Source organism: Streptomyces gossypii, assembly GCF_025165795.1.
GTDB lineage: Bacteria > Actinomycetota > Actinomycetes > Streptomycetales > Streptomycetaceae > Streptomyces > Streptomyces gossypii.
This window is the reverse complement of the sequence record NZ_JAJAGO010000001.1, coordinates 139,788-164,778: the sequence shown is the minus strand read 5'-3', so window position 1 is coordinate 164,778 and position 24,991 is coordinate 139,788. Positions and strand designations below refer to the sequence as shown.

Sequence of the window (24,991 nt, the reverse complement as noted above, 5' to 3'; positions counted from 1 at the left end):
CCTGGGGTCTGTCGTCTGGATCTTGCTGGGTTCGCAAGCTCTGGCAGGCGCCCTCGCCACGCTGTCGTCGGCCGGTGAACGGCAGCGTTTACAGCTGGATGCCTCCGAGCAAACCGGCGAAGCTCTCGCTGCCGGCCTTGATACTCGGTGCGGCCGCCGTCCCGGCCAGAAAGAATCCGAAGAGGGAGCAGACCACGGCGTGGGAGAGCTTCATGCCGTCCTTCCGGAAGAAGAGGAAGGCGATGATTCCGAGCAGCACGACACCTGAGATGGACAGGACCATGGACACTCCTGATGTAGGGGACGTTCACCATGAGCTGTTCCACCATCACAGAAAGTACCGTGGGGAAAAAGAGGCAATCGGGTGATTTGCGCTATTCGGCGTGGACCGTACGCCGAGGCTCCGACGTTTCCGAGGTGCGGGATGCCCGGTAGCGGGTGCACAGCGTGTCGAGGGCCAGGCGGCCGTGGTCGAAGGCGGCGACGATCAGGAATGCCCAGCAGAACATCGCGGCGGCCTCGCCGCTGTTCTCCAGCGGGAAGACCGCCTGCGCCTGGTGCTCGGTGAAGTAGGCGTAGGCCATGGAGCCCGAGCAGATGACCGCAGCACTCCGGGTGCCGAGTCCGAGCAGTACCAGGGTGCCGCCGACGAGCTGGATGGCTGCGGCCCACCAGCCTGGCCACGCGGCGAAGCCGGGCACCACGCCGCCGTTGGGGCCGCCGAGTACGTCGAACAGTGTCGCCGCGCCGCGGCAGGCAAACAGCAGTCCGACGACGATGCGGAACAAGCCGAGGATGATTTGTCTGTTCTGATCCGTGTCGAGGCCAGTTGCGGCCGCCCTCGATTTCACTCGCATGATCTGCTCCTGGGGGAGGTGGGGGCGGAGAGCGTCGTGCGATGCGCATGATGGGACTTGGTCTAGACCTTCTGTTTCAAAGTAGTCAGGACCGAGCCTGACGTCTAGACCAATGACCGAGGGTTGTTCGACTCGCCGCCGCCACCGGAGGCGGTCAGTGCCCGTCGCTGCTGGACGGTCGCTCGCGCAGGACCGTGCTCAGGGTGAGGGGTTCGCGGCCGAGCGCGGTGGCCGGCGTCGGGTCGACGCCGGTGAATTCGCCGGCGCGGCCGGCTGCGAACATGCCGAGCAGCTGGTCTGCCGCCTCGTCGGGACGCCGCGGCCCGCGAGTTGCTCCCGGAACTCACCGTCGGGCGCGGTGGTCCTCGTGACGGTGCGGCCGGTGACGTCGGAGGCGATGCGGGCGATGTCGTCGAACGTGAGGGCGTGCGCGGCGGTGAGTGGGGGAGGGGGCCGTCGAAGCCGCCGTCGCCGGCCAGGATGGCGGTCGCCGCGTCGGCGAGGCCGGCGTGGGAGGTTCAGCTCACCGGCCCGTCGGCCGGGAGTGCGCGCCGGCCCGACTGGGTGGCGTGACCGAGGAACCGCACGGCGCTGACGGCGTGGTCGCGGCAGGGCTGGAAACGCGACGAGGCGCTGTCCCCCATGTGGCTGGTGTAGAGGACGCGGCGGGCACCCGCCGCGTCGACCGCGTCACGGTGCTGCCGCACCGCCTCTTCGCCCACCTTGTCGACAGAGATGATCAGCACCGCGGTGGCGCCCGCGCACTGCGCGCGGCGCTGCCGGAGCAGGCGACGCTCAGTGGCGCGGAGGAGCATCTGCTGAGGGAGTGGCTGGACCGCCTCGCCTCCGAGGGGTGAGTGTCTGTGGTGTTGTGCTGCTGTGCCGTCCACCGGGTCGGCACCGAACAGACGCACGGCCTTCATGTTGAGGTGTGCATGACTGGGGAAGGATGACGGGTGCCGACTGTCATCTACCCGCGTAGCGCACCCGCATGGCCCTGCGGCGTGACGACGCGGGCCCTCGGGAGAGGACCCCCACATGCAGGTAACCCGCCTCAACCGCCGGAAATCCCTGGCCGTGCTCGCCGCATGCGCCGCGATAGCCGGTGTCACCGCGCAGCTGCCGGCCTCCGCCAGCGCGTCCCCGTCCCCGGCCACCGCGGCCCACCAGAGCGCCTACGAAGACACGTACTACCAGGACGCCGAAGGCAAGAGCGGCCAAGAGCTCAAGACCGCGCTGAACGGCATCATCAGCGAGCAGACCACGCTCTCCTACTCCGACGTCTGGGAGGCGCTGAGGGTCACCGACCGGGACCCGGCCGATGCCGGAAGCGTCATCCTGCTCTACAGCGGCGAATCACGCAGCGGTGACCGCAACGGCGGTGACCCCGACGACTGGAACCGCGAACACGTCTGGGCGAAATCCCACGGCGACTTCGGCACCGCCCGCGGACCCGGCACCGACATCCACCACCTGCGCCCCACCGACGTGTCGGTCAACAGCATCCGCGGCAACAAGGACTTCGACGCGGGCGGCTCCGCCGTCGACGAGGCTCCGGAGAGCCGCACCGACGGCGACTCCTTCGAGCCGCGCGACGCGGTCAAGGGCGACGTGGCGCGGATGATCTTCTACATGGCGGTGCGCTACGAGGGCAGCGGCGGCTTCGCCGACCTCGAGCTCAACGACGACGTCGACAACGGTTCCGCCCCGTACATGGGGCGGCTCTCCATGCTGACCCAGTGGAACCTTCAGGACCCGCCGGACGATTTCGAGCGGAACCGCAACGACGTCATCTACGAGCAGTTCCAGCACAATCGAAACCCGTTCGTCGACCACCCCGAGTGGGTCGGTGAGATCTGGCCCTGACGGCATGCGCCAGCCGGACCGCCAGGGCTCACCCCGCGCCTTTGATGGCACTATGAGCCCTGGCGGCACACCCGTGCGCGCCCCAGCGGCACACGCGGCCTGTGACCGCCTGTGACCGCCGCAGCCGGAAGGAGGGGGTATGCCCGGGCGTACCCGCGCCGCCGCCGTCCCCCTCCCTCGCCGCGCGACCCCGCCCCGGCTGCTGCTGGCCATCCTGGCGGCGGTCCTGTGCACGCTGTTCCCGGCCACCATGGTGCAGAGCGCCGCCGCGGTGTCCTCCACGAGCCCAGGCACCACCGACTCCGCGAGCCACGGACCGGCCGCCTACCCCGCGGACCCGCACGCCGGAGACCGGCGCGCCGCAGACCCGCACGCCGAAGAGATGTGCGGCGACCTGTGCGGCACCGTCCCGCGTGCCGTCCGAGACAGCTCACCCGAACGCCATCTCGCCCACCCGGCGACGCCCGCAGCGTTCTCCGGCCGTGTCTCGTACGGCCCCGTCCCCCACCGGGACACCCGCGCCGGGACGGACAGTCTGGCCGAACGCCTCCGGTACGCCGGCCCGCGTACCGGCCGTGCCCCACCCGTCTCCGCAGGCAGCTGACCTTCCCTTTCCTCCGCCGCGCCGGCACCGTCGCCGCGGCATGCCTGCTGGAGACCCCCATGACCCGTGCCACCAGACTGCGGGCGCTGCTCGCACTGGCCGTGCTCGCCCTCTCGGGCTACTTCGCCCTGACCCAGTCGCCCCGCCTCGGCCTCGACCTGCGCGGCGGCACCCACATCGTCCTGGAGACCCGCGACTCGCCGACAACCGAGGCCGGCCGGGAAGCGACCGAGCGCACCCTGGAGGTGCTGCGCCACCGCATCGACGCCCTCGGCGTCAGCGAACCGAACCTGGTCCGTTCCGGGGACAAGCGCATCATCGTCGAACTGCCCGGCGTGCAGGACCCGCGCGAGGCTGCTGAAGTCCTCGGTCGCACCGCACAGCTCAGCTTCCACCCCGTCCTCGACCCCGCCGAGGACACCGCCGAGTCCTCCGGGACCGATTCCGGGCAGGTGCTGCCCGACGAGACAGGAGCGCGGGTACGGCTGGGACCTGCCGCACTCACCGGCGCGGAGGTCGAGAGCGCCGAGGCCCTGATCGACCAGCAGCGCGGATCCGGCTGGTTCGTCTCGGTCGACCTGCGCGGCCAAGGAGAGAAGGACTGGGCCGATCTGACCGGCGAAGCCGCCTGCGCACAGCCGGGAGACCCGTCGCGGCGCGTGGCGATCGTGCTGGACAAGAAGATCATCTCTTCCCCGCAGGTCGACCCGTCGGTCAGCTGCGGCACCGGCATCACCGGTGGCACCACCCAGATCACCGGCAGTTTCAGCCAGCAGGAGGCCAAGGAGCTGGGCCTGCTCATCAACGGCGGTGCCCTTCCGGTGCCGGTGGACCTGATCGAACAGCGCACCGTCGGGGCCACCCTCGGAGACGAGGCCATCGAGGCGAGCGCCCGCGCCGCGGTCATCGGCGTGACGCTCACCGCGCTGTTCATCGTGTGCGTCTACCGCCTGCTGGGCGGCCTCGCCGCAGTCGCCCTCGCCTGCTACGGCCTGATCTCCTACGCCGCTCTGCTCGCCGTCGGCGCCACGCTCACCCTCCCCGGGCTGGCGGGCTTCGTCCTCGCCATCGGGATGGCGGTGGACGCCAACGTGCTGGTCTTCGAACGAGCCCGCGAGGAGTACGAGGCACGGCGCGACCGGCGGGGGGGAAACCTGGGCACGGCCCTCGACTCCGGCTTCCGCAACGCGCTGAGCGCCATCGCCGATTCCAACCTCACCACTCTGATCGCCGCCGGACTGCTCTTCTTCCTCGCCTCCGGACCGGTGCGCGGATTCGGCGTCACCCTCTTCCTGGGCGTGCTCGCCTCCATGATCAGCGCACTGCTGATCACCCGCGTCCTTGCCGACTTCGCCGTACGGCGCCGGGCGGTCGCGCGCAGGCCCCGGCTCACCGGCATCGCAGGCCGGGGCCGGGTGAGCCGGTGGCTCACCGACCACACCCCCGACCTGATGCGCCACCGGCGCCGCTGGCTGGCAGCCTCGGCCGCCGTCCTCGTCCTGGCCACCGGCGGGCTGCTGGGGCGCGGACTGGAACTGGGTGTCGAATTCACCGGAGGACGCTTCGTCGAGTACGCCACCAGCAGGCCTGTCAGCGCCGAAGCGGCCCGGGACGCGGTCGCCGACGCCGGCCAGCCGCGGGCGGTCGTGCAGATCTCGGACGGGACAAAGGTGTCCGTACGGACCTCGGAGCTCTCCAACGCCGACGAGTCCGGGATCCACACCGCCCTCGCCGGGATCGGCGGAAGGACCGAGAAGACCAGTGACGAAATGATCGGTCCCAGCCTCGGAGACGAACTGCGCCGCAACGCGCTGATCGCCCTGGGGGTGGCACTGGCCGCCCAGCTCGTCTATCTCGCCGTGCGTTTCCGCTGGACCTTCGCCGCCTCCTCCGTGGCGGCGATGGCACACGACACGCTGATCCTGCTCGGCGTCTTCGCCTGGCTCGGCAAGCCCGTCGACGGAGTCTTCCTGGCCGCGCTGCTGACGGTGATCGGCTACTCCGTCAACGACTCCGTCGTCCTCTTCGACCGGGTGCGCGAACTGTGGTCGGCCGACCGCCGGGCCCCCTTCGCCGGAGTCGCCAACAACGCGATCCTCCAGACACTGCCACGGACGCTGCACACCGGCATGGGAGCGCTGTTCATCCTCGGCGCGCTCTTCGCCCTCGGCGGAGACACGCTGCGTGACTTCGCGCTGGCGCTGCTCATCGGAGTGACCGTGGGCACCTACTCCTCCTTGTTCACCGCCGCGCCGCTCGCCATCGCCCTCGAGGCCCGCGGCAGCGCCCCGCCGCCCCGTCCTGGGCGCTCCGCACAGGGGAAGCCGGGAAACCGTACGAGGGCCAAGCGGACGCAGGAGGACAGCGGCGCCCGCGTCTGAGGCCCCACCTGCCCCGGGAAGCCCAGCTGCCCCGCCCCGCCTCGCTCCGGGGCGGGCAGCGCTCCCCGGTATTTCGGACCCGCCGTGCTATGTTGGGTCCAGTTGCAGTTGTGGTTCCCATGGATTCTTGTGTGCGCCTGCTGGTCCTGAACCTTCAGGCGCACTTTCTGTTTTCCCGGTGTTTTCTCCGGTCGGGTGATCATCGCAACGTCACGGGATCCGCAAGGTGTGGGTTCCGCTCCCCGAAGGAGATTGACATGGCTACAGGCACCGTGAAGTGGTTCAACGCCGAAAAGGGTTTCGGTTTCATCGCGCAGGACGGCGGCGGCGCCGACGTCTTCGCCCACTACTCCAACATCAACGCGCAGGGCTTCCGTGAGCTCGCCGAGGGCCAGAAGGTCGAGTTCGACGTCACGCAGGGCCCCAAGGGCCCGCAGGCCGAGAGCATCAACCTCATCTGATCTCCGGCGCGGCCTGCCGCGCAGCACGGGCCCGCACCTCAGGTGCGGGCCCGTGCGTGTGCCCTCTGCGTGATCGGCAGCGAGGGCGCAGACTTCCTGGCCGGAGACTCCGGCGCACCAGGAAGGCACAATTCCCGCCCCATACCGGTTCGTTCTTGCGATTCCATGTGCGGCCAGACGCCGCCGGGACCTCCTCGACACGTGCCGTCCCGAGGAAGGTTCGCATGAACCACCGTTCCCCCCGTTCCAATGACCGCATCTCCCGCCAGTCCGAAAACGGCGGCAGGCGTTCCCGTCCGCAGGGCCAGAACTCCGGCCGCGGACAGGGCGGTCAGGGCAGCAGCCAGGGCCGCGGCAAGCCCAGAACCATCGGCGGTGAGTTCGCACTCCCGGTCAGTACCACCCCGTCACTTCCCGCTGCCGAGTCCTTCGCCGAACTCGACATGCCCGCCCCGCTGCTGGCCGCGCTCGGCCGGGACGGCGTCACCGCTCCGTTCCCGATCCAGGCCGCCACCCTCCCCAACTCGCTCGCCGGCCGCGACGTGCTGGGGCGCGGCCGTACCGGATCCGGCAAGACACTCGCGTTCGGCCTGGCGCTTCTCGCCCGCATCAGCGGGCGCCGCGCCGAGACCCGCCGTCCTCTCGCACTGGTGCTCGTGCCGACCCGCGAGCTCGCCCAGCAGGTGACCGACGCGCTCACTCCGTACGCCCGTGCCGTACAGCTGCGCATGACCACGGTGGTCGGCGGGGTATCCATCGGGCGGCAGGCCGGCGCACTGCGCACCGGCGCGGAGGTGGTCGTCGCCACCCCGGGACGGCTCAAGGACCTGATCGGCCGGGGCGACTGCGTCCTGGACCAGGTGGGCATCACCGTCCTGGACGAAGCCGACCAGATGGCCGACATGGGCTTCATGCCCCAGGTCACCGCACTGCTTGAGCAGGTGCAGCCAGGCGGCCAGCGGATGCTCTTCTCCGCCACCCTGGACCGGAACGTCGACAAGCTGGTGCGCCGTTACCTCTCCGACCCGGTCGTCCACTCGGTCGACCCCTCCGCCGGGACCATCACGACGATGGAGCACCACGTGCTGCACGTCAGCGAAGCCGACAAGAACGCCGCAGCCATGCACATCGCAGCCCGCGACGGCCGGGTGATCATGTTCATGGACACCAAGCACGCCGTCGACCGGATGGCCAAGCGCCTGCTGTCCAACGGCGTACGAGCGGGCGCGCTGCACGGGGGCAAGTCCCAGCCGCAGCGCAACCGCACCCTGGAGCAGTTCAAGAACGGTCACGTCACCGCGCTCATCGCCACCAACGTGGCCGCCCGCGGAATCCACATAGAAGGCCTGGACCTGGTCGTCAACATCGACCCGCCCACCGACCACAAGGACTACCTGCACCGTGGCGGACGCACCGCCCGCGCCGGGGAGTCCGGCAGCGTCGTCACCCTCGTACTGCCCAATCAGCGGCGTGACATGACGCGGCTGATGGCCGCCGCGGCCATCACGGCCAGCACCGTCCAGGTCCGGCCGGGCGACACCGAACTCGCCCGGGTCACCGGTGCCCGGGAGCCCTCCGGGATTCCCGTCACCGTCACCGCCCCCACTCCTGAGCGGCCCGAGCGCGCCAAGCGCCCGAGTGGTACCCCCAGTCGTGGACGCCGGAGCCAATCCGCCCAGGCGCGCCGCGGATCCTCCGCGCGCGCGGCCTCGCCGCAGCGTCCGGCCCCCCGCAGGGCCGCGCCCGGGAGCTGACACGTGTCCAAGCCGGAATCTGAGTTGGCGCGCAGCCCCTTCGACATGCTCGTCTGCCCGCTCTGCGGAGGGCCGCTGGAACGCGCGGCCACCTCACTCCGCTGCGCGCGAGGCCACACCTTCGACCTCGCCCGGCAGGGCTACCTCGGCCTGCTGACGGGGGGCATGCGGGTCGGGACCGCCGACAACGCCGCCATGGTCGAAGCCCGGGACAGCTTCCTGCGGGCGGGCCACTACGCGCCGCTCGCCCGGCGGCTGGCCGAGCTGGCAGCGCCGCTGTGCCCGCCGGGCGGCACGGTCCTGGACGCGGGAGTCGGCACGGGGTACTACCTGGCCGCGCTGCTGGACGCCACTCCCGGTGCGGTCGGGTTGGGCCTGGACGCCTCCAAGTACGCACTGCGCCGTGCCGCCCGAGCGCATGGGCGCGCAAGCGCCGCGACCTGGGACGTGTGGGAACCGCTGCCGGTGCGCGAGGGTGCGGTCGACGTCCTGCTCAATGTCTTCGCCCCGCGTAACGGTCCGGAGTTCCGTCGGGTCCTGCGTCCGGGTGGTGCTCTTGTGGTGGTCACACCGACCGCACGGCACCTGGCCGAACTCCAGCAGCGGATGGGCACATTGTCCGTCGACACTGCCAAGGAGGACCGGCTCCGCCGCACGTTGGCGGACCACTTCCGGTCGGAGCACACGGAATCGCTGGAGTACGGTCTCGCGCTACCCGCGCATGACGTGGAGAACGCGGTGGCGATGGGCCCCTCCAGCCACCATCTCGAAGCCGGCGAAGCGGCCCGCCGCACGGCCGAGTTGGACGCGCCCTTCACGGTGACCGCCTCCTTCACCCTTTCGGTCTACCAGCCGAACTGAATCGCGCCACAACCCTTCGCCCGGTCCGGGTGTCTTACTGGGTAGCCGAAGCGCATGGCTGGCGCCCCTCCGGTCTCGTCTGCCGGAGGGATGACCTCGCTGTGCTGGGCGCTTCGGGTGACATCTCACAGGTCACACCTCACAGATGACACCGAACAGAGCAGGGGGAAACATCATGCGTTCACGCAGGATCGCCATCGCGGCCCTCGCATGTGCCTTCGTACTCATCCCGGCGGGGACCGCCGCCGCGGGCAGCGGACCGGCTCCGGCACCGTCCGAGCGCAACACGACCAAGTCCACGGCGCCTTCAGCCGAAGGCAATCCCATGAGTGCGAAGGCGAAGGCTGGTGGTGTCTGTCCGGACGCCTACCAGATCGGCACCACCGGCCACATCACGCGTGACGGCGTCCAGATCGCGTCGGTCAAGCAGTTCTACTCGCCCGAGTGCAAGGAGAACTACGGATACCTCTGGGTCTGGGAGAGCTTCCGCGAGAAGGAAGACGACTACGACGTCAGCATCGGCATCTACAACCACGACCAGGACGAGACGTCCGGAAAGCGCAGCTGGCTGGACAGCAACGGTCAGGAGTACTGGTCGAACGGTACGGACACCGCTTCCGTCTGTACCTCCGCGGTCGGCACCCTGCGCCCGTCGGGTTCAGCGCTCACCTATGAGGCTGCCAGCTCCAAGCGCTGCTGAACAGGCACATCGCGCGAATGAGGGCCCTGCCCGGCTGTCTCCGGACAGCGGGGCAGGGCTCAGCCGTGCCCCGCTCCAGTTCTGCTGCCGCCGGAACGCGTGGTCGTGCCGGGGAGCAGGAACGGGGTCCTCATGATCAGGAGACCGGTGATCGCGATCGCGTCGGAGGGCTGGCGAGACGGCGATGTACAGCACCCCAGCGGCAGCCCAGTGGCGGCAACGTCCATGAGCCGTGACGGTCAGCGCTGGGAACGATCAAAGAACGAGCTCAAGGGCTGCTGTCGCGACCGGCGAAGGCCTACGCACCATCTGGGACGGCCGTAGAACGAGAGGGCGATGACGCGGAGGCAGCGTCAGTCGCGGGATCGTCCAGGACTGTTGTCAGTGAACGGGCCGGTCACCCAACAGCAGGTGGCCCGGTTGGCGCGGAGACCGGGATCTGCCGGTGCCACGCGAGTGGAGCTTCGCCCGCGGAACGCAGGTAGGCGCGATGCAGTACGCATCGCCGTGCCGCAACGCCCTCAGCGGAGGGAGGAGTGCGTTGCTTCTGTCGTGTTCGCTCACTCTGTCTGTTTAGTTTGTTGTGGGTTGTTGGGGTTTCAGGCCGTCGAGGGTGATGGTGATGTATTGCCGGTAGTCACCGGTCTGGTGGTGGGCGATAGCGGTGAGTCCGCAGGTGATGGGGAGGATGTCGGTGGGGTGGATATCGGTGCGGATGGTGCCTTGATGCTGGCCCTGAGTGGTGAGCTGGACCAGCTGGGTCTCCAGGTTCTCCCGTAGCGGGCTGGGGGGTTTCTGACTGCCGAGGTTGGTGTGGGTGTGAGCGGTGGCGAAGCCGCGGTCGCGGGTTTCGACTTCAGCGATACGGGTCAGCAGGAGGTGGAGTGCTTCGAGGGGCTCGGGGTGGTTGTGGCTGATGGTGTGGTAGTAGGTGAGGATTTCCCCGAAGCGTTGCTGTGACGCGGTCTCGACCATGGCGTCTTTGGTGGGGAAGTGGCGGTAGAGGGTACCGATGCCCACTTGCGCGTGGCGGGCGACTTCGTCCATGGACACGTGCGTGCCGTGCTGGGTGAAGAGGGTGCGGGCGGCGTTGAGGATGCGGGCGCGGTTGCGCTCCGCGTCGGCGCGCAGACGCCGTGGGTGGGTGGGTGCGGTGGTGGGTGTTGTCATACGGAACCTCCTTCCGGTTCACTCTACTATGTGTTGTCGGGGGGGTGTTGTGGTGTGTGCAAGGGGCCGGCCGGGGGTGTGGCGGGGGTGTGTTTCTTGTGTGCCGGGGGTGTGACGGGCTGTCGGGCGGGGGTGCTCGCGGGGCTGTCCCGCCGCTCGTCGCGCTGCCGGTGTCCGGTTGTTGGTGTGGGTGCCGTGGTGTGTCCGTGTGTGTGGTGTGGGAGGGGTGTTGCCGATGTCGGGTGAGGGCGGGGTTTCCGTGGGCCAGGTTTCAGCGGGTGCCAGGGTGGGTGTCTCGGCGGGGGTCGCCTCGTTTTTGGATACGCCGTCGGTGGCGTCGGTCACCACGTTGCGCGGGGATGGTTCACCGCATGTGGTGGTGGTGCGGTTCACCTGGGACCAGGAGGCGGGAGTGGCCCGTGTGATGACGGTGGCTTCCTCGGTCAAGGCACGGAATGTGCTGCGGGTGCCGGGGGCGCGGGTGGCGTTGTGTCAGGCGGAGGGGTTCCGCTGGGTGACGCTGGAGGGGGTGGGGGTGGTCAGTGACGACCCTCAGCGGGTGGCCCAGGGAGTGGGGCGCTATACGCGGCGGTACGGTTCGCCGCCGCCGAGGCCGCCGGGGCGTGTGGTGCTGGAGGTGTCGGTGGACCGGGTGATGTCCCTGAACTGCTGACCGGTCTTTGGCTTTTGCGGTGGCGTGTGCCCCCGTCTGGGCTCCGGCTTGCTGCCGTTGCGCCGTCTCCTGCCGGTCGGCGGGTTGATCCCGACGATCCGGGTGGCCTCCCCGTTGCCGTGGCCCTGCTGTATGAGCTGGAAGTATGCCTTGCGCTCCCGTGTCAGGCGGCGGGTCTTCGCCTGGCCCCGGGGCATCCTGGATTTCGAAGTCCGTCGCATTGCTGAACTGGGGTGTTGCGACGACCGCTGGAACCCAGGGCCCCCCCGGGGGGTGTCGTGCTCCTTGCCGTCTGTCAGCGGCCATTGAGATGCCCGGGTGGGTGGCCGCTGGTGTCCGGGCGGGTGGCCATGAGATGCCCTGGCGTGTGGCCAGTGGTGTTCCCGTTTGGGGGTCGGTTCAAGGGGGGCCACTGCCTGGCCGGCGAGGGCCTCGGCGAGGCGATGCGAGTCGCCCGTGGTGGTCACGAGGTGGGCGTGGTGCATGAGGTGGTCGCGTGCCGGCGAGGGGCTTGGGCGTGATCGTGCCGGAGCCCGGAGGGTGGATATTGCTGGTCGCCGCGATGCTGTGACGTTCGTAGGCGGCGTCGGTGATCCTGTAGAACGCTTCGGCGGCGTCCCCGTCGGCCGGCAGCAGGCCAGTGTCGTCAATGACGATCAAACCGGCCCGGCAGATCCGGGCGAGGGTGCGGGCGGTGGGCCCGTCGGCCTTCGATTTGCCGACAGCGGTGCTCAGCGTCTCCAGGGTGAACCAGGACACCCGCAGGTCTTTCCCGGCCGTGGTCTGGGCGAGTCCCTCGGTGGGGTGACTTTTCCCTGTGGCCCTGTGGCCCTGTGGCCCTGTGGCCCTGTGGCTCTGTGGCTCTGTGGCTCTGTTTTCGTGTTCTGTTCCTGCTCCTTCGGCGGCCCCTGTTCGCCGTGTCCTCGCGGCACCCCCCACTCCCTCCGGCCCCGGGCCGTTCTGCCCCCCGCTTCCGTCCCGGGCCCTCCGGCCCCCTGGCCTCCGCCTCCGCCTCTGTCCTCCGCCCCTGTCCCTCCGCCTTCCGTCTCTGCGTTCCGTCCCCCGGCGCCTGCCTTCCGGCGCCTGCCTTCCGGCGCCTGCCTTCCGGCGCCTGCCTTCCGGCGCCTGCCTTCCGGCCCCTGCCTTCCGTCCCCCGGCGCCTGCCTTCCGGCCCCCTGGCCCTCCGGCTCTCCGGCTCTGCGTCCCCGCTCTGTCCTCTGCGTTCCGTCCCCCGGCGCCTGCCTTCCGGCGCCTGCTTTCCTGCCCCTGCTTTCCTGCCCCTGCCTTCCGGCGCCTGCTTTCCTGCCCCTGCCTTCCGTCCCCGGCGCCTGCCTCCGGCCCCGGTCTTCCGGTCTTCCGGTCTTCCGGCCTCTGGGCCTGTCCTGCCCCCTGCCCCCTGCCCCCTGCCCCCGCCCCGGCTACCGGCCCCCGGTTGCGGGGATGGGGGGCGGGGGGGTGCCGCCCTGTCGGGGTTCGATACCCGATCGAGGACGGGTGTCACAAATTTGTGGTTGCTGTCGAAGGTTTGTCGTGACCGGGTATAGGAAACACCGACCGGCCCCCGGATACTGGGAAAGTATTACCAACGGCTTTGTTTCCGGTGTGGGAGGAAAAACTCACGATGACCATTCCCGGCACAGACACGGATTACGATGCGGACGTGGTGGTGGTCGGCGGTGGCCCTTCCGGGCTGATGCTCGCCGGGGAACTCGCCCTGAACGGAGTATCGGTACTCGTACTCGAAAAACTAGCCGAACCGGTACAGGAATCCCGCGCTCTCGGATTTTCCGCACGCACGATCGAGGAGTTTTCCCAACGCGGTCTGCTGTCCCGCCTGGGTGATGTCCAGGTCATTCCCGTGGGCCATTTCGGCGGGGTCGGCCTCGATTACCGGGTGATTGAGGGCGGCTCGTACGGAGCGCGTGGTATCCCGCAGTCGGTGACCGAGAAGATGCTGGGCGCCTGGGCGCTGGAGCGCGGCGCGCGTATCGAGCGGCAGGTGGAGGTGACCGGCCTTCAGGAGAAGGACGCCGGTGTCGAGGTCCGTTGCTCGCGCCCGGCGGGTGAGGCGCTGGTACGGGCCCGCTACGTGGTGGGGTGTGACGGGGCGCGCAGTGTCGTGCGCAAGTCGGTGGGGATCGGCTTCCCGGGGACCGAGCCGGCCGTCGAGCTGCGTTTCGCGGATGTGTCGGGGGTGGCTCTGGCTCCGCGGTTCAGCGGGGAGCGGGTGCCCGGCGGCATGGTGATGGTGCTGCCTCTTGGCCCCGACCGCAGCCGGATCATCTATTTCGACGCGGCGCAGCCGCTGCGCACCAGCAAGGAGCCGATTACCTTCGCGGAGGTCAGCGAGGCGTTCACCCGCCTGTCGGGGGAGGACATTTCGGGGGCGACGCCTTTGTGGGTGTCCTCGACGACCGATGTCAGCCGCCAGGCGGAGCACTACCGCTGCGGCCGGGTGTTTTTGGCGGGGGACGCGGCGCATGTGCATCTGCCCATCGGTGCGCAGGGGATGAGCGCGGGTGTGCAGGACGCGGTGAACCTGGGGTGGAAGCTGGCGGCGGCTTTGAAGGGGCACGCCCCCCAGGCGCTGCTGGACACCTATCACAGTGAGCGGCATCCGGTGGGTGCCCGGATCCTGGCGAACACGCTGGCGCAGCGGATCTTGTATCTGGGCGGGGACGAGGTGGCTCCGCTGCGCGAGGTCTTCACGGAGCTGGTGGGTTTCGAGGAGGTGCAGCGTCATCTGGTGGGCCTGGTGACGGGGCTGGACATCCGGCACGAGATGGGCGACCAGCAGGGGGAGGGGCATCCGCTGCTGGGGCGGCGGATGCCGGATGCCGAGGTGGTGGTGGCGGGGGTCAAGAGCACACGGTTCGAGCTTTTGCACGCGGGCCGGGGTGTGCTGCTGGTCACCGAGGGGGCGGGGGCCCGCGAGCTGGCGGCGGCGGCGGCAGGCTGGGCCGGCCGGGTTGACACGGTCCTCCAGGAGCGCGGTGCCGAGGGCTGGCCGCGGGGGGTGCTGGTGCGTCCGGACGGTTATGTGGCCTGGGCGGGCGGCGAGCCGGACGCGCAGCCCGGGCTGGCGGCGGCGCTTGAGCGGTGGTTCGGCCGGCCGCTGTGACCTCCTGCCCGGGCCCCATCTCCTGGGCCCCGCCTCTTTCGTGGGCGGGGTGTGCCGGCCGGGGGCCCGCCGGCTGTGAACGTGAGTCATGTCGTCGTGAGCCGTGTCGTGTGTGTTGAGGAAGGTGTGAGGAATGCCGAAGATTTCTGTGGAGGACCGTCATCTCACGGTGCTCAATCTGTTCGCTACAGACGCGGCGGACAAGCAGGAGCGTCTGCTGGGGGCGATGCAGGAGATCGTGGACTCCGCGGCGTTCGCGGGGTGGATCTCCAGCAGCATGCACAGCGGCCTGGGCCGGTTCGGTACGGCGAATCTGATCCAGTGGCGCAATGGTGAGGATCTGGAGGCGCGGTATGCCGGTGAGGAGTTCCGGCACCGGACGCTGCCGCTCTTCCAGGAGCTGACGACCTCGATCCGGCTGCTGCAGACGGAGGTGGCCTTCACCTGGCGGCCGGGGCTTCCGGGCGGGGCGGTGGAGGTGGTTCCCGGTGGGGACGACTACACGGTGATCGAGATTTTCAAGGTGGCCGAGGCCGACCGTGACGCGCTGGTGGAGGCGCTGGGCGAGGCGGGCCAGTGGCTGGAGGCCGAGTCGGGTGTCCGTTCGCACACGGTGCTGCGGGGGCTGGCGGCCCGGGGGCTCGAGGGGGCTTTCGCGGTGTCGTATTCCCAGTGGGACGGCAAGGAGGCGTATGACGCCTTCCGTGGTGTGCCGCAGTCCCAGCAGAGCGCCGCGCGGCGGGAATCCCAGGCGCGGGTGGAGGCTCTGGTGACCTCCAGCGACTGGAATTCGTATCTGCCGGTGCATTCGCGCTCCGCGGGCCAGTAGCCGGGCGGGCGCCGCGGCGCCCCCCGGGGGGGGCGGGGGCGTGGCGCCCCCCGGGGGGCGTGGCGGGTCGGGGGCGTGCCGCCCCGGCCCGCCCGGGCGGCGGATCCGCCCTTTACCGGGGTGCCTTGGCCCAGGTGGGGCCCAGGCGGGGCCCAGGTGGTGCGTGCCGGGCGGCGCCGGGGCCGCGTCGGGCTGCGCCTCGCCGCCGCCCAGAGGGGGAAGAAGCGAGGTCTGGGCGCCGCCGTGCTGCCGCACGGCCTCTCCCGCCGCATCGCCGCGCCAGCTCGTGCCGCCGTGCTGCCGCTTCGCACGGCATCGTGTCCCGGCCCGCTTCAGCCGAGCCGGCCGGTCCGCTGCGGCGGCGCCGCTTGGCGCACCGGCCGGGTACGGCTTCGCCCGCCTGAGGAAGGTGCGGATCCCCGCCCGGCCCCTGGCCCCTGGCCCTTGGCCCCTGGCCTCGCCCGGCGGCCCCGGCCCCTGGCCTCGCCCCTCGCCCCCGGTCCCGGCCTGCGCCCCCGGTCCCGGCCTGCGCCCCCGGTCCCGGCCTGCGGTCCCGGCCCTCGCCCTGCGGCCCCCGTCCCGGTCCCGGTCCCGGTCCCGGTCCCGGTCCCGGCCTGCGGTCCCGGTCCCGGCCCTCGCCCGGCGGCCCCGGTCCCGGTCCCGGTCCCGGCCTGCGGCCTGCGGTCCCGGCCCGCGCCCGGCGGCCCCCGTCCCGGTCCCGGTCCCGGTCCCGGCCTGCGGCCTGCGGTCCCGGCCCGCGCCCCCGGCCCCTGGCCTCGCCCGGCGGCCTCGGTCCCGGTCTCGGTCCCGGCCCGCGGCCGCGGGCCTGGGTCCGCGGTCATCCGCCTCCCGCGCCCTGCCCGTTGTGAGGAACGGGGAAGCCGGCCGCCGGGCGTTGGCCTGCGGCTCGGGCGATACCGCAGCGCCGCGTCACTGCGATGCGGCGTCCCGAAGCCTGAGGGCTTTCTCGTCCCCGGCGGTGGCACGGCTTTGGCGCCTCGCCGCGTTGCCAAAGCCGCCCGGACACCTCCCGCACGGAAGGGGGCCTCCCTCTTGCGGGGCACCGCGTTGTGACGCCGCGCGCTGATCCACCGGGGGAGGAGGGGAGAGCCCTCAGGCCGCCCTGACGTACCACTGTGCGGGCGAGGCGCCACGCAGGTACGGATGCCGGCCCCGCCCTCAGGGCGTGTTGCCCGGATCGCCGCGTGCCCGCGGCGATCCGGTGACACGAGCCGCCCGCGCGGCCGGCCGCGCCTCGCCGCGTTGCCGGGCCCCTCCCGGTACGCCCGCTATGAGGACGCTCCTCCGCCTGGCGATCCGCTTCCTGCCTGCGGAGGGGAGGCCCCAGCACCACAGGCCGCGCGGCTGGTCCGCGGCGATCTGGACAACACGCCCTGGAGGGGGTGCGTATGGCCTGAGCGGTGCGCCGTCGGGGGGTGAGGCGGGCGGGCTTCCTGGGCCCTCCAACGCCTCATGCTCTGTCATGCGGCAGCGGTGCGGGCGCTCCGGCTGCCGGTCGCCGCCCGGCATCGTGGGGTGCCCGCCGTGCACGGCGGGCCCCGCGGGAGCGGCCACCGGGGTCCTTGCGCAGCCGGATCTCACCGCTGGTGCGGCCTTCGAGCAGCGGGACGCCCGCGTGAGCGGCCGGCCCACGCGGCACCGTCGTCGGCGGTGAAGGCGTGGACCGTCCCGAGGCAGGCGACGCCCTGTGAAGGCGTGCCCCCCTGTGGGCGGTTGCCGCCGCTGTCCCGCACCCGGCCGGCGGCGGTGACCGGATGGGCGCGGACGCCTTCGCCCAGACAGGCACTTGCGTAGTGGGCGCCGCCGGTCCTCCAACAGGCAGGCGACCGCACGCCCCTCGCGAAGCCGCGGCGCCTTCGCCCGTCCGTCCCGCAGGTCCGCGCGTGCGCATCCCCTGCCGGACTGTGCCCCTGCACGGCGAACCGGCCCTCGGGCAGCGCGTCGAGACGGGGCGCCCGCACACGCATGCCGCCCAGCAACTGTTCACGCACTGCGCCGCCGCTGTCGAGGACCACCAGCGCGTCGCAGGGACTGGGGTCTCTCACCTGGATCCGGCAAGGGGGGCTGGGGGGCTGGGGGCTGCCGCAGGGGCCCGGGCCGGCTTCCGCACAGGGGCGGATCAGCCGGAGAAACCCGGCCCCAGACGGCCGCCTTCCTCACGAAACCGCCTCGCGGGCGCAGGGACGCGGCCCGCCGGTGACCGCGTTGTGGTGAACCCGTCGGCCGGCCGCGCCGGCCGACGATCCCCCTCGCAGCCTGCCGCCCGCGAGCGGCGCACACACCTGGAACACCGTCACCCCCACTCCCCGGGCCTGCGGTTTCGAGCCGGCGAAGACGCACCCCACCCCACCCCTGCAAGGTGGCGTCGGGCTGCCGGGCTGTGTTTCGCCGCCCCCGCTCTCGCGGTGCCAAGGGCCCCCTTGCGCCGGGGTGTGCTGTGTGTGCCGGTGGCGGGGTCTGACATGGGAGCGGGGATGCCTTGCGTGGGGCTGGCCCTTTTCTGACATGGCTGCAGTGGCTGTGTGGGATCTGACAAAGCGGACGCAGACATGAAGCGGCACGCCTTGATGGAGACGGGCCGGTTCTGGAGTCTTGAGAGGCAGCAGCCTGCGGCAGCTTTTCACCAGCAGGGGGGCACGGGGGGTTTTACAAGGTGTCACAGCGGTGCGGGAATACATCCAGCCGGCGTCCGGTGGCGCCCCTTCCTCCTCTTTTCTGCCCGGGGTGCCGGTGTCCGGCACTGTTCACCGCCTCGGTGTTTGTCCCCGTCTTTTCGGGACGTGCCCCGCACGTCGCCTTTCCCGGCCGTCATCCGCTCACCGCGAAGGAGTGTTCTCTATGCACAGCACGCTGATCGTCGCCCGGATGGAGCCAGGCGCGGACGCGGACGTGGCCGCTTTGTTCAACGATTTCGACGCCACAAGGATGCCGCACCTGATGGGTACCCGCCGCCGTCAGCTCTTCTCCTTCCGCGGCCTGTATTTCCATCTGCAGGACTTCGATCAGGACAACGGCGGCCGGCTCATCGAGGAGGCCAAGAGTGATCCGCGGTTCGTGCGGATCAGTGAGGACCTCAAACCGTTCATCGCGCCGTATGACCCGGCGACCTGGCGTTCACCGGCCGATGCGATGGCCGCGCGGTTTTATTCATGGGAGGCGCCCGCGTGAGCGGCCGGCGGGTGGTGATCACCGGCATGGAGGTGATCGCTCCGGGCGGTGTGGGGATGAAGGAGTTCTGGTCGCTGATCAGCGAGGGCCGTACCGCGACCCGCTCGATCACCTTCTTCGACCCGGCACCGTTTCGTTCGAAAGTCGCCGCGGAGATCGATTTCGATCCGCACGCGAGGGGCCTGACCCCGCAGGAGGTACGGCGTATGGACCGTGCCGCGCAGCTGGCGGTCGTCGCCGCCCGCGGCGCGGTGGCCGACAGCGGTCTGGACATGGAGGCGGGCGACCCCGCCCAGGTGGGGGTCACGGTGGGCTCCGCGGTGGGCGCCACGATGGGTCTGGATACCGAGTACCGGGTCGTCAGTGACGGCGGCCGCCTGGACCTTGTCGACCACCGGTATGCGGCCCCGCACCTCTACAGCCATCTGGTGCCCAGCTCCTTCACCGCCGAGGTGGCGTGGGCGGTGGGCGCCGAGGGCCCCTCCACGGTGGTCTCCACCGGCTGCACCTCGGGTATCGACTCGATCGGCTATGCGGCGGAGCTGGTACGGGAGGGCTCGGCGCAGGTGATGGTGGCCGGGTCCTCGGACGCGCCGATCTCCCCGATCACCATGGCGTGTTTCGACGCGATCAAGGCGACCACTCCCCGCGCGGACGACCCCGCGAGCGCCTCACGTCCCTTCGACGGGACCCGTAACGGGTTCGTGCTGGGGGAGGGCACCGCCTTCGTGGTCCTCGAGGAGCTGGAGGCGGCCCGCAAGCGGGGCGCGCACCTGTACGCGGAGGTCGCCGGGTACGCGACGCGCAGCAACGCCTACCACATGACGGGGCTGCGGCCCGATGGGGCGGAGATGGCGGAGGCCATCAAGGTGGCGCTTGGGGAGGCGCGGATGGAGCCGGACGCGCTGGACTACATCAACGCCCACGGCTCGGGCACCAAGCAGAACGACCGGCACGAGACGGCGGCGTTCAAACGGGCGCTGGGCCGGCGCGCGCTGAGCGTGCCCATCTCCTCGATCAAGTCGATGGTGGGGCATTCGCTGGGGGCGATCGGCTCGATCGAGATCGCCGCCTCCGCGCTGGCGATGGAGTACCAGGTGGTGCCGCCCACCGCGAATCTGCACACCCGCGACCCGGAGTGCGATTTGGACTATGTGCCGCTGGTCGCCCGCGAGGTCGCGGTGGACGCGGTGCTGAGCGTGGGCAGCGGCTTCGGCGGGTTCCAGAGCGCGATGGTCTTGGCCCGGCCCGAGCGGAGTGTGCGGTGAGCGGCGCTGCGGCGGTCTTCACCGGGATGGGCGTGGCGGCGCCCAACGGGCTGGGCGCCGACCACTGGTGGGCGGCCACCTGCGGCGGCACCTCGGGTATCGGCCGTCTGACACGGTTCGACCCCTCGGGGTATCCCTCGAAGCTGGCGGGGCAGGTGCCCGGGTTCGTGGCCGGGGACCATCTGCCCAGCCGGCTGCTTCCGCAGACCGACCGGATGACGCGGATGGCGCTGGCGGCCGCCGACTGGGCGCTGGCCGATGCGGGCATCGACCCCGCGGCGCTTCCCGCGTTCGACATGGGTGTGGTCACCGCCTCCTCCTCGGGCGGTTTCGAGTTCGGGCAGGAGGAGCTGCGCAAACTGTGGAGCCAGGGGGCCTCCCACGTCTCCGCCTACCAGTCCTTCGCCTGGTTCTACGCGGTCAACAGCGGGCAGATCTCCATCCGCAACGGGATGAAGGGCCCGGCGGGCGTGGTCGTCAGCGACCAGGCCGGCGGTCTGGACGCCCTGGCGCAGGCGCGGCGGCTCATCCGCCGCGGCACCGCGCTGATCGTGGCCGGGGCGGTGGACGCCTCGCTGTGCCCGTGGGGGTGGGTGGCGCAGCAGACCAGCGGGCGCCTCTCCACCAGCGAGGAGCCCCAGGGGGCCTACCTGCCCTTCGACGCCGGGGCGTGCGGCTATGTGCCCGGTGAGGGCGGCGCGCTGCTGATCATGGAATCGGCGCAGGCGGCACGCCGGCGCGGCGCGCGCGTCTACGGGGAGCTGGCCGGCTACGGGGCGACGATGGACCCGGCCCCGGGCCTGGGGCGCCCGCCCGCGCTGCGGCGGGCGGCGCAGGTGGCGCTCGATGACGCGGGCGTCACCGCGGGCGAGGTGGACGCCGTCTTCGCCGACGCGGCCGCCAGCGCGGACCTGGACGAGGTGGAGGCGGAGGCCATCGGCGCGCTCTTCGGCCCGCACGGGGTGCCGGTCACCGCGCCCAAGACGATGACGGGGCGGCTGTATTCGGGGGCGGCGCCGCTGGATGTGGCCGGGGCGCTGCTGGCCATCCGCGACCAGCTCATCCCGCCCACCGTGCACACCCGCGCCCGCCCCGCCTACCGGCTGGACCTGGTGGCCCGTCAGCCGCGGCCCGCCGCGGTGCGCACCGTGCTGGTTTTGGCCCGCGGGCACGGCGGGTTCAACTCGGCGGCCGTAATCCGCGCCGCCGGGCAGGAGGACGCCGCCCGCCCCTAGACCCGCCCGCCCGCCACCGCCCCCGCGGGCGGCCCGAACACGCCGCCAGGGGCGGGGGTCTGGCGGGAGAGCGCCGAAAGACACGTCGATGCCGGAATATTTTTCAAGGGGAGTTCTGTATGGCTGCCGAGGTTTTCACCCTCGCCGATCTCACGCGCATCGTGCTGGAGGCCGCGGGCGGAGGGGAGAGCGTGGACTGGGGGGACGAAAAGGTCCTGGACACCGAGTTCGAGGCTCTGGGCTACGAGTCGCTGGCCCTGCTGGAGACCGGCGGGCGCATCGAGCGGGAGTACGGCATCTCGCTGGATGACGAAGCGCTCAGCGACATGCCCACCCCGCGCGCCCTCATCGAGACCGTCAACGCCCATCTGTCCGCCGCCGCCCGCACCGTGTGAAGGGAAACCCGAATCCATGAGTGAGAACACCGCACCCGCTACTTCGGGCCCGGTCGCGCTGGTGACCGGCGCGACCAGCGGCATCGGGCTGGCCACCGCACGGCTGCTGGCCTCCGGCGGGCACCGCGTCTTCATCGGAGCGCGCAGCGCCTCCGCGGTGGAGGCCACCGTCAAGGAACTGCGGGCCCAGGGCATGGAGGTGGACGGCTGCGTGCTCGATGTGTGCGAGCCGGCCGCGATCTCCGCTTTCGTGGCCGCCGCCCGCCAGCGCTACGCCACGGTGGACGTCCTGGTCAACAACGCGGGCCGCTCGGGCGGCGGGGTCACCGCCGACATCAGCGACGAGCTGTGGAACCAGGTGGTCGACACCAACTTGAACAGCGTCTTCCGCATGACCAAGGAAGTCCTCAACGCCGGCGGGATGCGGCACAAGGACCGCGGCCGGATCATCAACATCGCCTCCACCGCCGGCAAGCAGGGTGTGGTGCTGGGCGCCCCCTACTCCGCCTCCAAGCACGCGGTGGTCGGCTTCACCAAGGCGCTGGGCAACGAGCTGGCTCCCACCGGCATCACCGTCAACGCGGTGTGCCCCGGCTATGTGGAGACACCCATGGCCGCCCGGGTGCGCCAGGGCTACGCGGCGGCCTACGACACCACCGAGGAGGCGATCCTGGCCAAGTTCCAGGCGAAGATCCCCCTGGGCCGCTACTCCACCCCCCAGGAGGTCGCCGGCCTGGTGGGCTACCTCGTCTCCGAGACGGCCGCCTCCATCACCGCCCAGGCGCTGAACGTCTGCGGGGGCCTGGGCAACTTCTGAACCCCCCCGCCCCGCCTCGCCGCCGGCCGGCCGGGCATCCGGGCCCCCCTTGCCCACCCTGCTCCCGGGGAGGGGGCGCCTGGCCGGTTTGCCCGGCGGCGCACCGGTGTGTGCCCGCCGGGATGCGCGCGGGCCCCGCCCTCTTCCCTTCTCTCCGCCCCCCCCGGGGGGCGATGCATCCACGGAGGTATCCGATGACCATCCGCGAGGTCGAGCACAGCATCACGGTCGCCGCCGCGGCCCCGGCGGTCTACCGCCTGCTGGCCGAGGTGGCCAACTGGCCGCGTATCTTCCCCCCGACCCTCTTCGCCGAGCAGGCGGAGTCCCAGGGCACCCGCGAGCTGATACGCATCTGGGCCACCGCCGGCGGCAAGGCGAAGAACTGGACCTCGCGCCGCACGCTGGATGAGGCCGCCAGCCGTATCACCTTCCGCCAGGAGATCCCCGCACCGCCGGTCGCCGCGATGGGCGGCACCTGGATCATCGAGGCCACCGGCGCCCAGTCCTGCCGGGTGCGGCTGCTGCACGACTACCGGGCCATCGACGACAACCCCGCAGACCTGGCGTGGATCGACGAGGCCGTCGACCGCAACAGCCGCTCGGAGCTGGCCGCGCTCAAGGAGAACCTGGAGGCGGCCTGCGCCGCCCAGGAGCACACCTTCTCCTTCACCGACAGCGTCCGCATCCAGGGCCCGGCCGCCGCGGCCTACTCCTTCATCGACGAGGCCCACCTGTGGTCCCAGCGGCTGCCGCACGTGGCCAGCGTCCGCCTGAGCGAGGAGGACCCCGGCCTGCAGCTGCTGGAGATGGACACCCGCGCCAAGGACGGCTCGGTGCACACCACCAAGTCCTGGCGGGTGACCTTCCCCCACCACAAGATCGCCTACAAGCAGGTCACCCTGCCCGCCCTGATGAGCCTGCACACCGGCATCTGGACCTTCACCCAGGAGAGGGGACCGCAAGGGCCCAGCACCCTGGCCTCCTCCCAGCACACCGTCACCCTCAACACCGCCAACATCGAAGCGGTCCTGGGCCCCCAGGCCACCCCCGCCGACGCCCGCTCCTACGTCCACACCGCGCTGAGCACCAACAGCCGCGCCACCTTGGAACACGCCAGGAACCACGCCGAGAACCAGATTGGCGACACGGCCGGGAGCGGGCAGCAGGCCGGGCAGCGCAGCTCCTGATGGCCACCGCCTCGCACGAGTGCGACGTGATCGTGGTGGGCGCCGGACCGGTGGGCCTGATGCTCGCGGGGGAACTGGCCCTGGCCGGCGTGACGGTGACCGTGGTGGAGGAACGCACCGAGCCCACCACCGAGTCACGGGCGAGCACCCTGCACGCCCGCACCATGGAGATCCTCGACATGCGCGGCCTGCTGACCCCCCTGGAGGGGGCACCGCGCCAAGGAGCCGGCCACTTCGGCGGCATCCCCATGGACCTGAGCGGGGACAGCCCCCTGTGCGGCCAGTGGAAGGTGGCCCAGGCCCGCACCGAGGAACTCCTGGCCCACCGCGCCCGCCGCCTGGGCGCCCGCATCGAACGCGGCCACCGCCTGGCCGGCTGGACCACCCACACCCACGCCGGCGCCGCCGCGTCAGAGGCGGACGGCGGCTGGGTCAAGGCCCGCACCCACAGCGCCGGCGGCCCGCGCACCTGGATGGGCCGCTACCTGGTTGCCTGCGACGGCCAGGAGAGCACGGTACGCACCCGCTCGGGCGCCGCCTTCCCCGGCCACAGCGCCCGCCGCGAACTGCTGCGCGCCGACGTCACCGGCATCGCCATACCCGACCGCCGCTTCCAGCGCCTGCCGCGCGGCCTGGCCATCGCCGCCACCCGCGAGGGCGTCACCCGCGTGATGGTCCACGCCTTCGGCAGCCCGCCCCCCGCCCGCACCCAGGACCCCGACTTCAGCGAGATCGCCCAGGCGTGGAAGCACGTCACCGGCGAGGACCTCACCAGCGGCACCCCGCTGTGGGCCAACTCCTTCGGCGACGCCAACCGCCAGCTGGAGCACTACCGAAGCGGCCGGATCCTCTTCGCCGGAGACGCCGCCCACCAGCAGATGCCCATCGGCGGCCAGGCCCTGAACCTGGGAGTGCAGGACGCCTTCAACCTCGGCTGGAAACTCGCCGCACACCTGCGCCACGGCGCCGGCGACCACCTGCTGGACAGCTACAGCCACGAACGCCGCACGGTGGGCGCCCGCGTACTGGCCAACATCGAAGCCCAGGCCCTGCTGCTGCTGGGCGACCCGGACATCGAACCCGTGCGCGAGACACTCGCCGCGCTCCTGGCCCTGGAGCCGGTACGCGCCCGCCTCGCGGGCATGATCAGCGGCCTGGACATCCACTACACCCCCACCCCCGCCGCAGCCGGCCAAAGCGCACCGGAGGGCGCCCACCCACTGGTCGGCTCCCGCCTGCCCCCCCACGCCGCACAGCCCCTGCCCGGCGCCCAGGACACCACCACCGCCGCCGCACTCCAGCACAGCGGCCGCGGCCTGCTGCTCCACCTGCACCCCGACGGCCGGCCCCCCCGCCGCCACCCGCTGCCGCCGCCGGGATGGGCCCAGCGGGTGGACGCCGCCGCGCTGCGCCCGCGCCCCGACGGCCCCCTGGCCGGCCTGGCCCGGGTGCTGGTACGCCCCGACGGCTACCTCGCCTGGGCCCAGGCCGCCCCCGCCCCCGGCACCGAGGCCCCCGCCGGGGCCCGTGCCGCCGACGACGACCGGCTCCAAGACGCGCTGGGCTACTGGTTCGGCCCGCCGCGCTGAAAAAAAAGGTGACCCCGCCCGGGGCACCTGCTGT

23 protein-coding genes are annotated in these 24,991 nt (G+C 71.5%); 18 read left to right on the top strand and 5 right to left on the bottom strand.

Features of this window, described 5'->3' with window-relative positions:
- Positions 1–88 precede the first annotated feature (88 nt).
- The 3 genes from LHJ74_RS00715 to LHJ74_RS00705 all read right to left on the bottom strand — a co-directional run bounded on the left by LHJ74_RS00715 (position 89) and on the right by LHJ74_RS00705 (position 1,140).
- A complete protein-coding gene (locus tag LHJ74_RS00715) occupies positions 89–283 on the bottom strand; it encodes a hypothetical protein (protein WP_260215386.1) in 195 nt (64 codons plus the stop codon).
- A 91-nt stretch (positions 284–374) separates the two neighbouring features.
- Positions 375–857: a DoxX family protein gene (locus LHJ74_RS00710; protein ID WP_260215384.1), complete on the bottom strand. Its 483-nt coding sequence runs from the start codon at positions 855–857 to the stop codon at positions 375–377.
- 154 nt (positions 858–1,011) lie between these two features.
- Positions 1,012–1,140 (bottom strand): hypothetical protein, encoded by a 129-nt coding sequence (locus LHJ74_RS00705; protein WP_260215383.1) that lies wholly within the window; start codon positions 1,138–1,140, stop codon positions 1,012–1,014.
- A gap of 286 nt (positions 1,141–1,426) precedes the next feature.
- Here LHJ74_RS00705 and LHJ74_RS34100 point away from each other — a divergent pair, with 286 nt between their 5' ends.
- The 8 genes from LHJ74_RS34100 to LHJ74_RS00665 all read left to right on the top strand — a co-directional run bounded on the left by LHJ74_RS34100 (position 1,427) and on the right by LHJ74_RS00665 (position 9,484).
- A complete protein-coding gene (locus LHJ74_RS34100) occupies positions 1,427–1,714 on the top strand; it encodes a hypothetical protein (RefSeq protein ID WP_311203238.1) in 288 nt (95 codons plus the stop codon).
- A 181-nt stretch (positions 1,715–1,895) separates the two neighbouring features.
- Positions 1,896–2,723, top strand: coding sequence for an endonuclease I family protein (locus LHJ74_RS00695; protein WP_260215382.1), 828 nt, complete (start codon positions 1,896–1,898; stop codon positions 2,721–2,723).
- Between the two features lie 139 nt (positions 2,724–2,862).
- Positions 2,863–3,327, top strand: a complete 465-nt coding sequence (locus LHJ74_RS00690; RefSeq protein ID WP_260215381.1) for a hypothetical protein — start codon at positions 2,863–2,865, stop codon at positions 3,325–3,327.
- A 59-nt stretch (positions 3,328–3,386) separates the two neighbouring features.
- The gene (gene secD, locus LHJ74_RS00685) at positions 3,387–5,708 is read left to right on the top strand and encodes a protein translocase subunit SecD (RefSeq protein WP_260215379.1); all 2,322 of its coding nucleotides are present in this window, start codon (positions 3,387–3,389) and stop codon (positions 5,706–5,708) included.
- A gap of 257 nt (positions 5,709–5,965) precedes the next feature.
- Positions 5,966–6,169, top strand: a complete 204-nt coding sequence (locus LHJ74_RS00680) for a cold-shock protein (RefSeq protein ID WP_027751034.1) — start codon at positions 5,966–5,968, stop codon at positions 6,167–6,169.
- Between the two features lie 224 nt (positions 6,170–6,393).
- Positions 6,394–7,923, top strand: a complete 1,530-nt coding sequence (locus tag LHJ74_RS00675) for a DEAD/DEAH box helicase (RefSeq protein WP_260215378.1) — start codon at positions 6,394–6,396, stop codon at positions 7,921–7,923.
- A gap of 45 nt (positions 7,924–7,968) precedes the next feature.
- Positions 7,969–8,784, top strand: a complete 816-nt coding sequence (locus LHJ74_RS00670; RefSeq protein ID WP_260215926.1) for a putative RNA methyltransferase — start codon at positions 7,969–7,971, stop codon at positions 8,782–8,784.
- A gap of 175 nt (positions 8,785–8,959) precedes the next feature.
- Entirely contained in the window at positions 8,960–9,484 is a 525-nt protein-coding gene (locus LHJ74_RS00665; RefSeq protein WP_260215377.1) for a hypothetical protein, read from the top strand.
- A gap of 573 nt (positions 9,485–10,057) precedes the next feature.
- Here LHJ74_RS00665 and LHJ74_RS00660 read toward each other — a convergent pair.
- Complete coding sequence (locus LHJ74_RS00660; protein WP_260215376.1) at positions 10,058–10,654, bottom strand: TetR/AcrR family transcriptional regulator; 597 nt, start codon at positions 10,652–10,654, stop codon at positions 10,058–10,060.
- 235 nt (positions 10,655–10,889) lie between these two features.
- On the opposite strand from LHJ74_RS00660, the gene LHJ74_RS00655 reads away from it, so the two are divergent.
- Complete coding sequence (locus tag LHJ74_RS00655) at positions 10,890–11,327, top strand: pyridoxamine 5'-phosphate oxidase family protein (protein ID WP_375546632.1); 438 nt, start codon at positions 10,890–10,892, stop codon at positions 11,325–11,327.
- A gap of 399 nt (positions 11,328–11,726) precedes the next feature.
- Here the strand turns inward: LHJ74_RS00655 and LHJ74_RS34310 are convergent, their stop codons facing one another.
- Positions 11,727–12,266 carry an ATP-binding protein gene (locus LHJ74_RS34310; protein WP_375546631.1) on the bottom strand — a complete coding sequence of 180 codons (540 nt, stop codon included), beginning with the start codon at positions 12,264–12,266 and terminating at the stop codon, positions 11,727–11,729.
- A 682-nt stretch (positions 12,267–12,948) separates the two neighbouring features.
- Between LHJ74_RS34310 and LHJ74_RS00650 the strand changes: the two genes are divergently transcribed.
- The 9 genes from LHJ74_RS00650 (at position 12,949) to LHJ74_RS00610 (ending at position 24,957) form a co-directional block, all read left to right on the top strand.
- Positions 12,949–14,448, top strand: a complete 1,500-nt coding sequence (locus LHJ74_RS00650; protein ID WP_260215375.1) for an FAD-dependent monooxygenase — start codon at positions 12,949–12,951, stop codon at positions 14,446–14,448.
- A 133-nt stretch (positions 14,449–14,581) separates the two neighbouring features.
- Positions 14,582–15,277, top strand: coding sequence for an antibiotic biosynthesis monooxygenase family protein (locus LHJ74_RS00645; RefSeq protein ID WP_260215374.1), 696 nt, complete (start codon positions 14,582–14,584; stop codon positions 15,275–15,277).
- Positions 15,278–18,136: 2,859 nt separating this feature from the next.
- Positions 18,137–18,466, top strand: a complete 330-nt coding sequence (locus LHJ74_RS00640; protein WP_260215373.1) for a TcmI family type II polyketide cyclase — start codon at positions 18,137–18,139, stop codon at positions 18,464–18,466.
- On the top strand, positions 18,463–19,734 hold the full coding sequence (locus tag LHJ74_RS00635; RefSeq protein ID WP_311203237.1) for a beta-ketoacyl-[acyl-carrier-protein] synthase family protein: 1,272 nt from the start codon (positions 18,463–18,465) through the stop codon (positions 19,732–19,734). The genes LHJ74_RS00640 and LHJ74_RS00635 overlap by 4 nt, the downstream gene beginning before the upstream one ends.
- A 26-nt stretch (positions 19,735–19,760) precedes the next feature.
- Complete coding sequence (locus tag LHJ74_RS00630; RefSeq protein ID WP_260215924.1) at positions 19,761–20,969, top strand: ketosynthase chain-length factor; 1,209 nt, start codon at positions 19,761–19,763, stop codon at positions 20,967–20,969.
- A 119-nt stretch (positions 20,970–21,088) separates the two neighbouring features.
- Positions 21,089–21,364 (top strand): acyl carrier protein, encoded by a 276-nt coding sequence (locus tag LHJ74_RS00625; RefSeq protein WP_260215370.1) that lies wholly within the window; start codon positions 21,089–21,091, stop codon positions 21,362–21,364.
- A gap of 16 nt (positions 21,365–21,380) precedes the next feature.
- Complete coding sequence (locus LHJ74_RS00620) at positions 21,381–22,181, top strand: SDR family NAD(P)-dependent oxidoreductase (protein ID WP_260215369.1); 801 nt, start codon at positions 21,381–21,383, stop codon at positions 22,179–22,181.
- A gap of 194 nt (positions 22,182–22,375) precedes the next feature.
- Positions 22,376–23,368 (top strand): aromatase/cyclase, encoded by a 993-nt coding sequence (locus LHJ74_RS00615; RefSeq protein WP_260215368.1) that lies wholly within the window; start codon positions 22,376–22,378, stop codon positions 23,366–23,368.
- A complete protein-coding gene (locus LHJ74_RS00610) occupies positions 23,368–24,957 on the top strand; it encodes an FAD-dependent monooxygenase (RefSeq protein ID WP_260215367.1) in 1,590 nt (529 codons plus the stop codon). The genes LHJ74_RS00615 and LHJ74_RS00610 overlap by 1 nt, the downstream gene beginning before the upstream one ends.
- Positions 24,958–24,991: the final 34 nt, after the last annotated feature.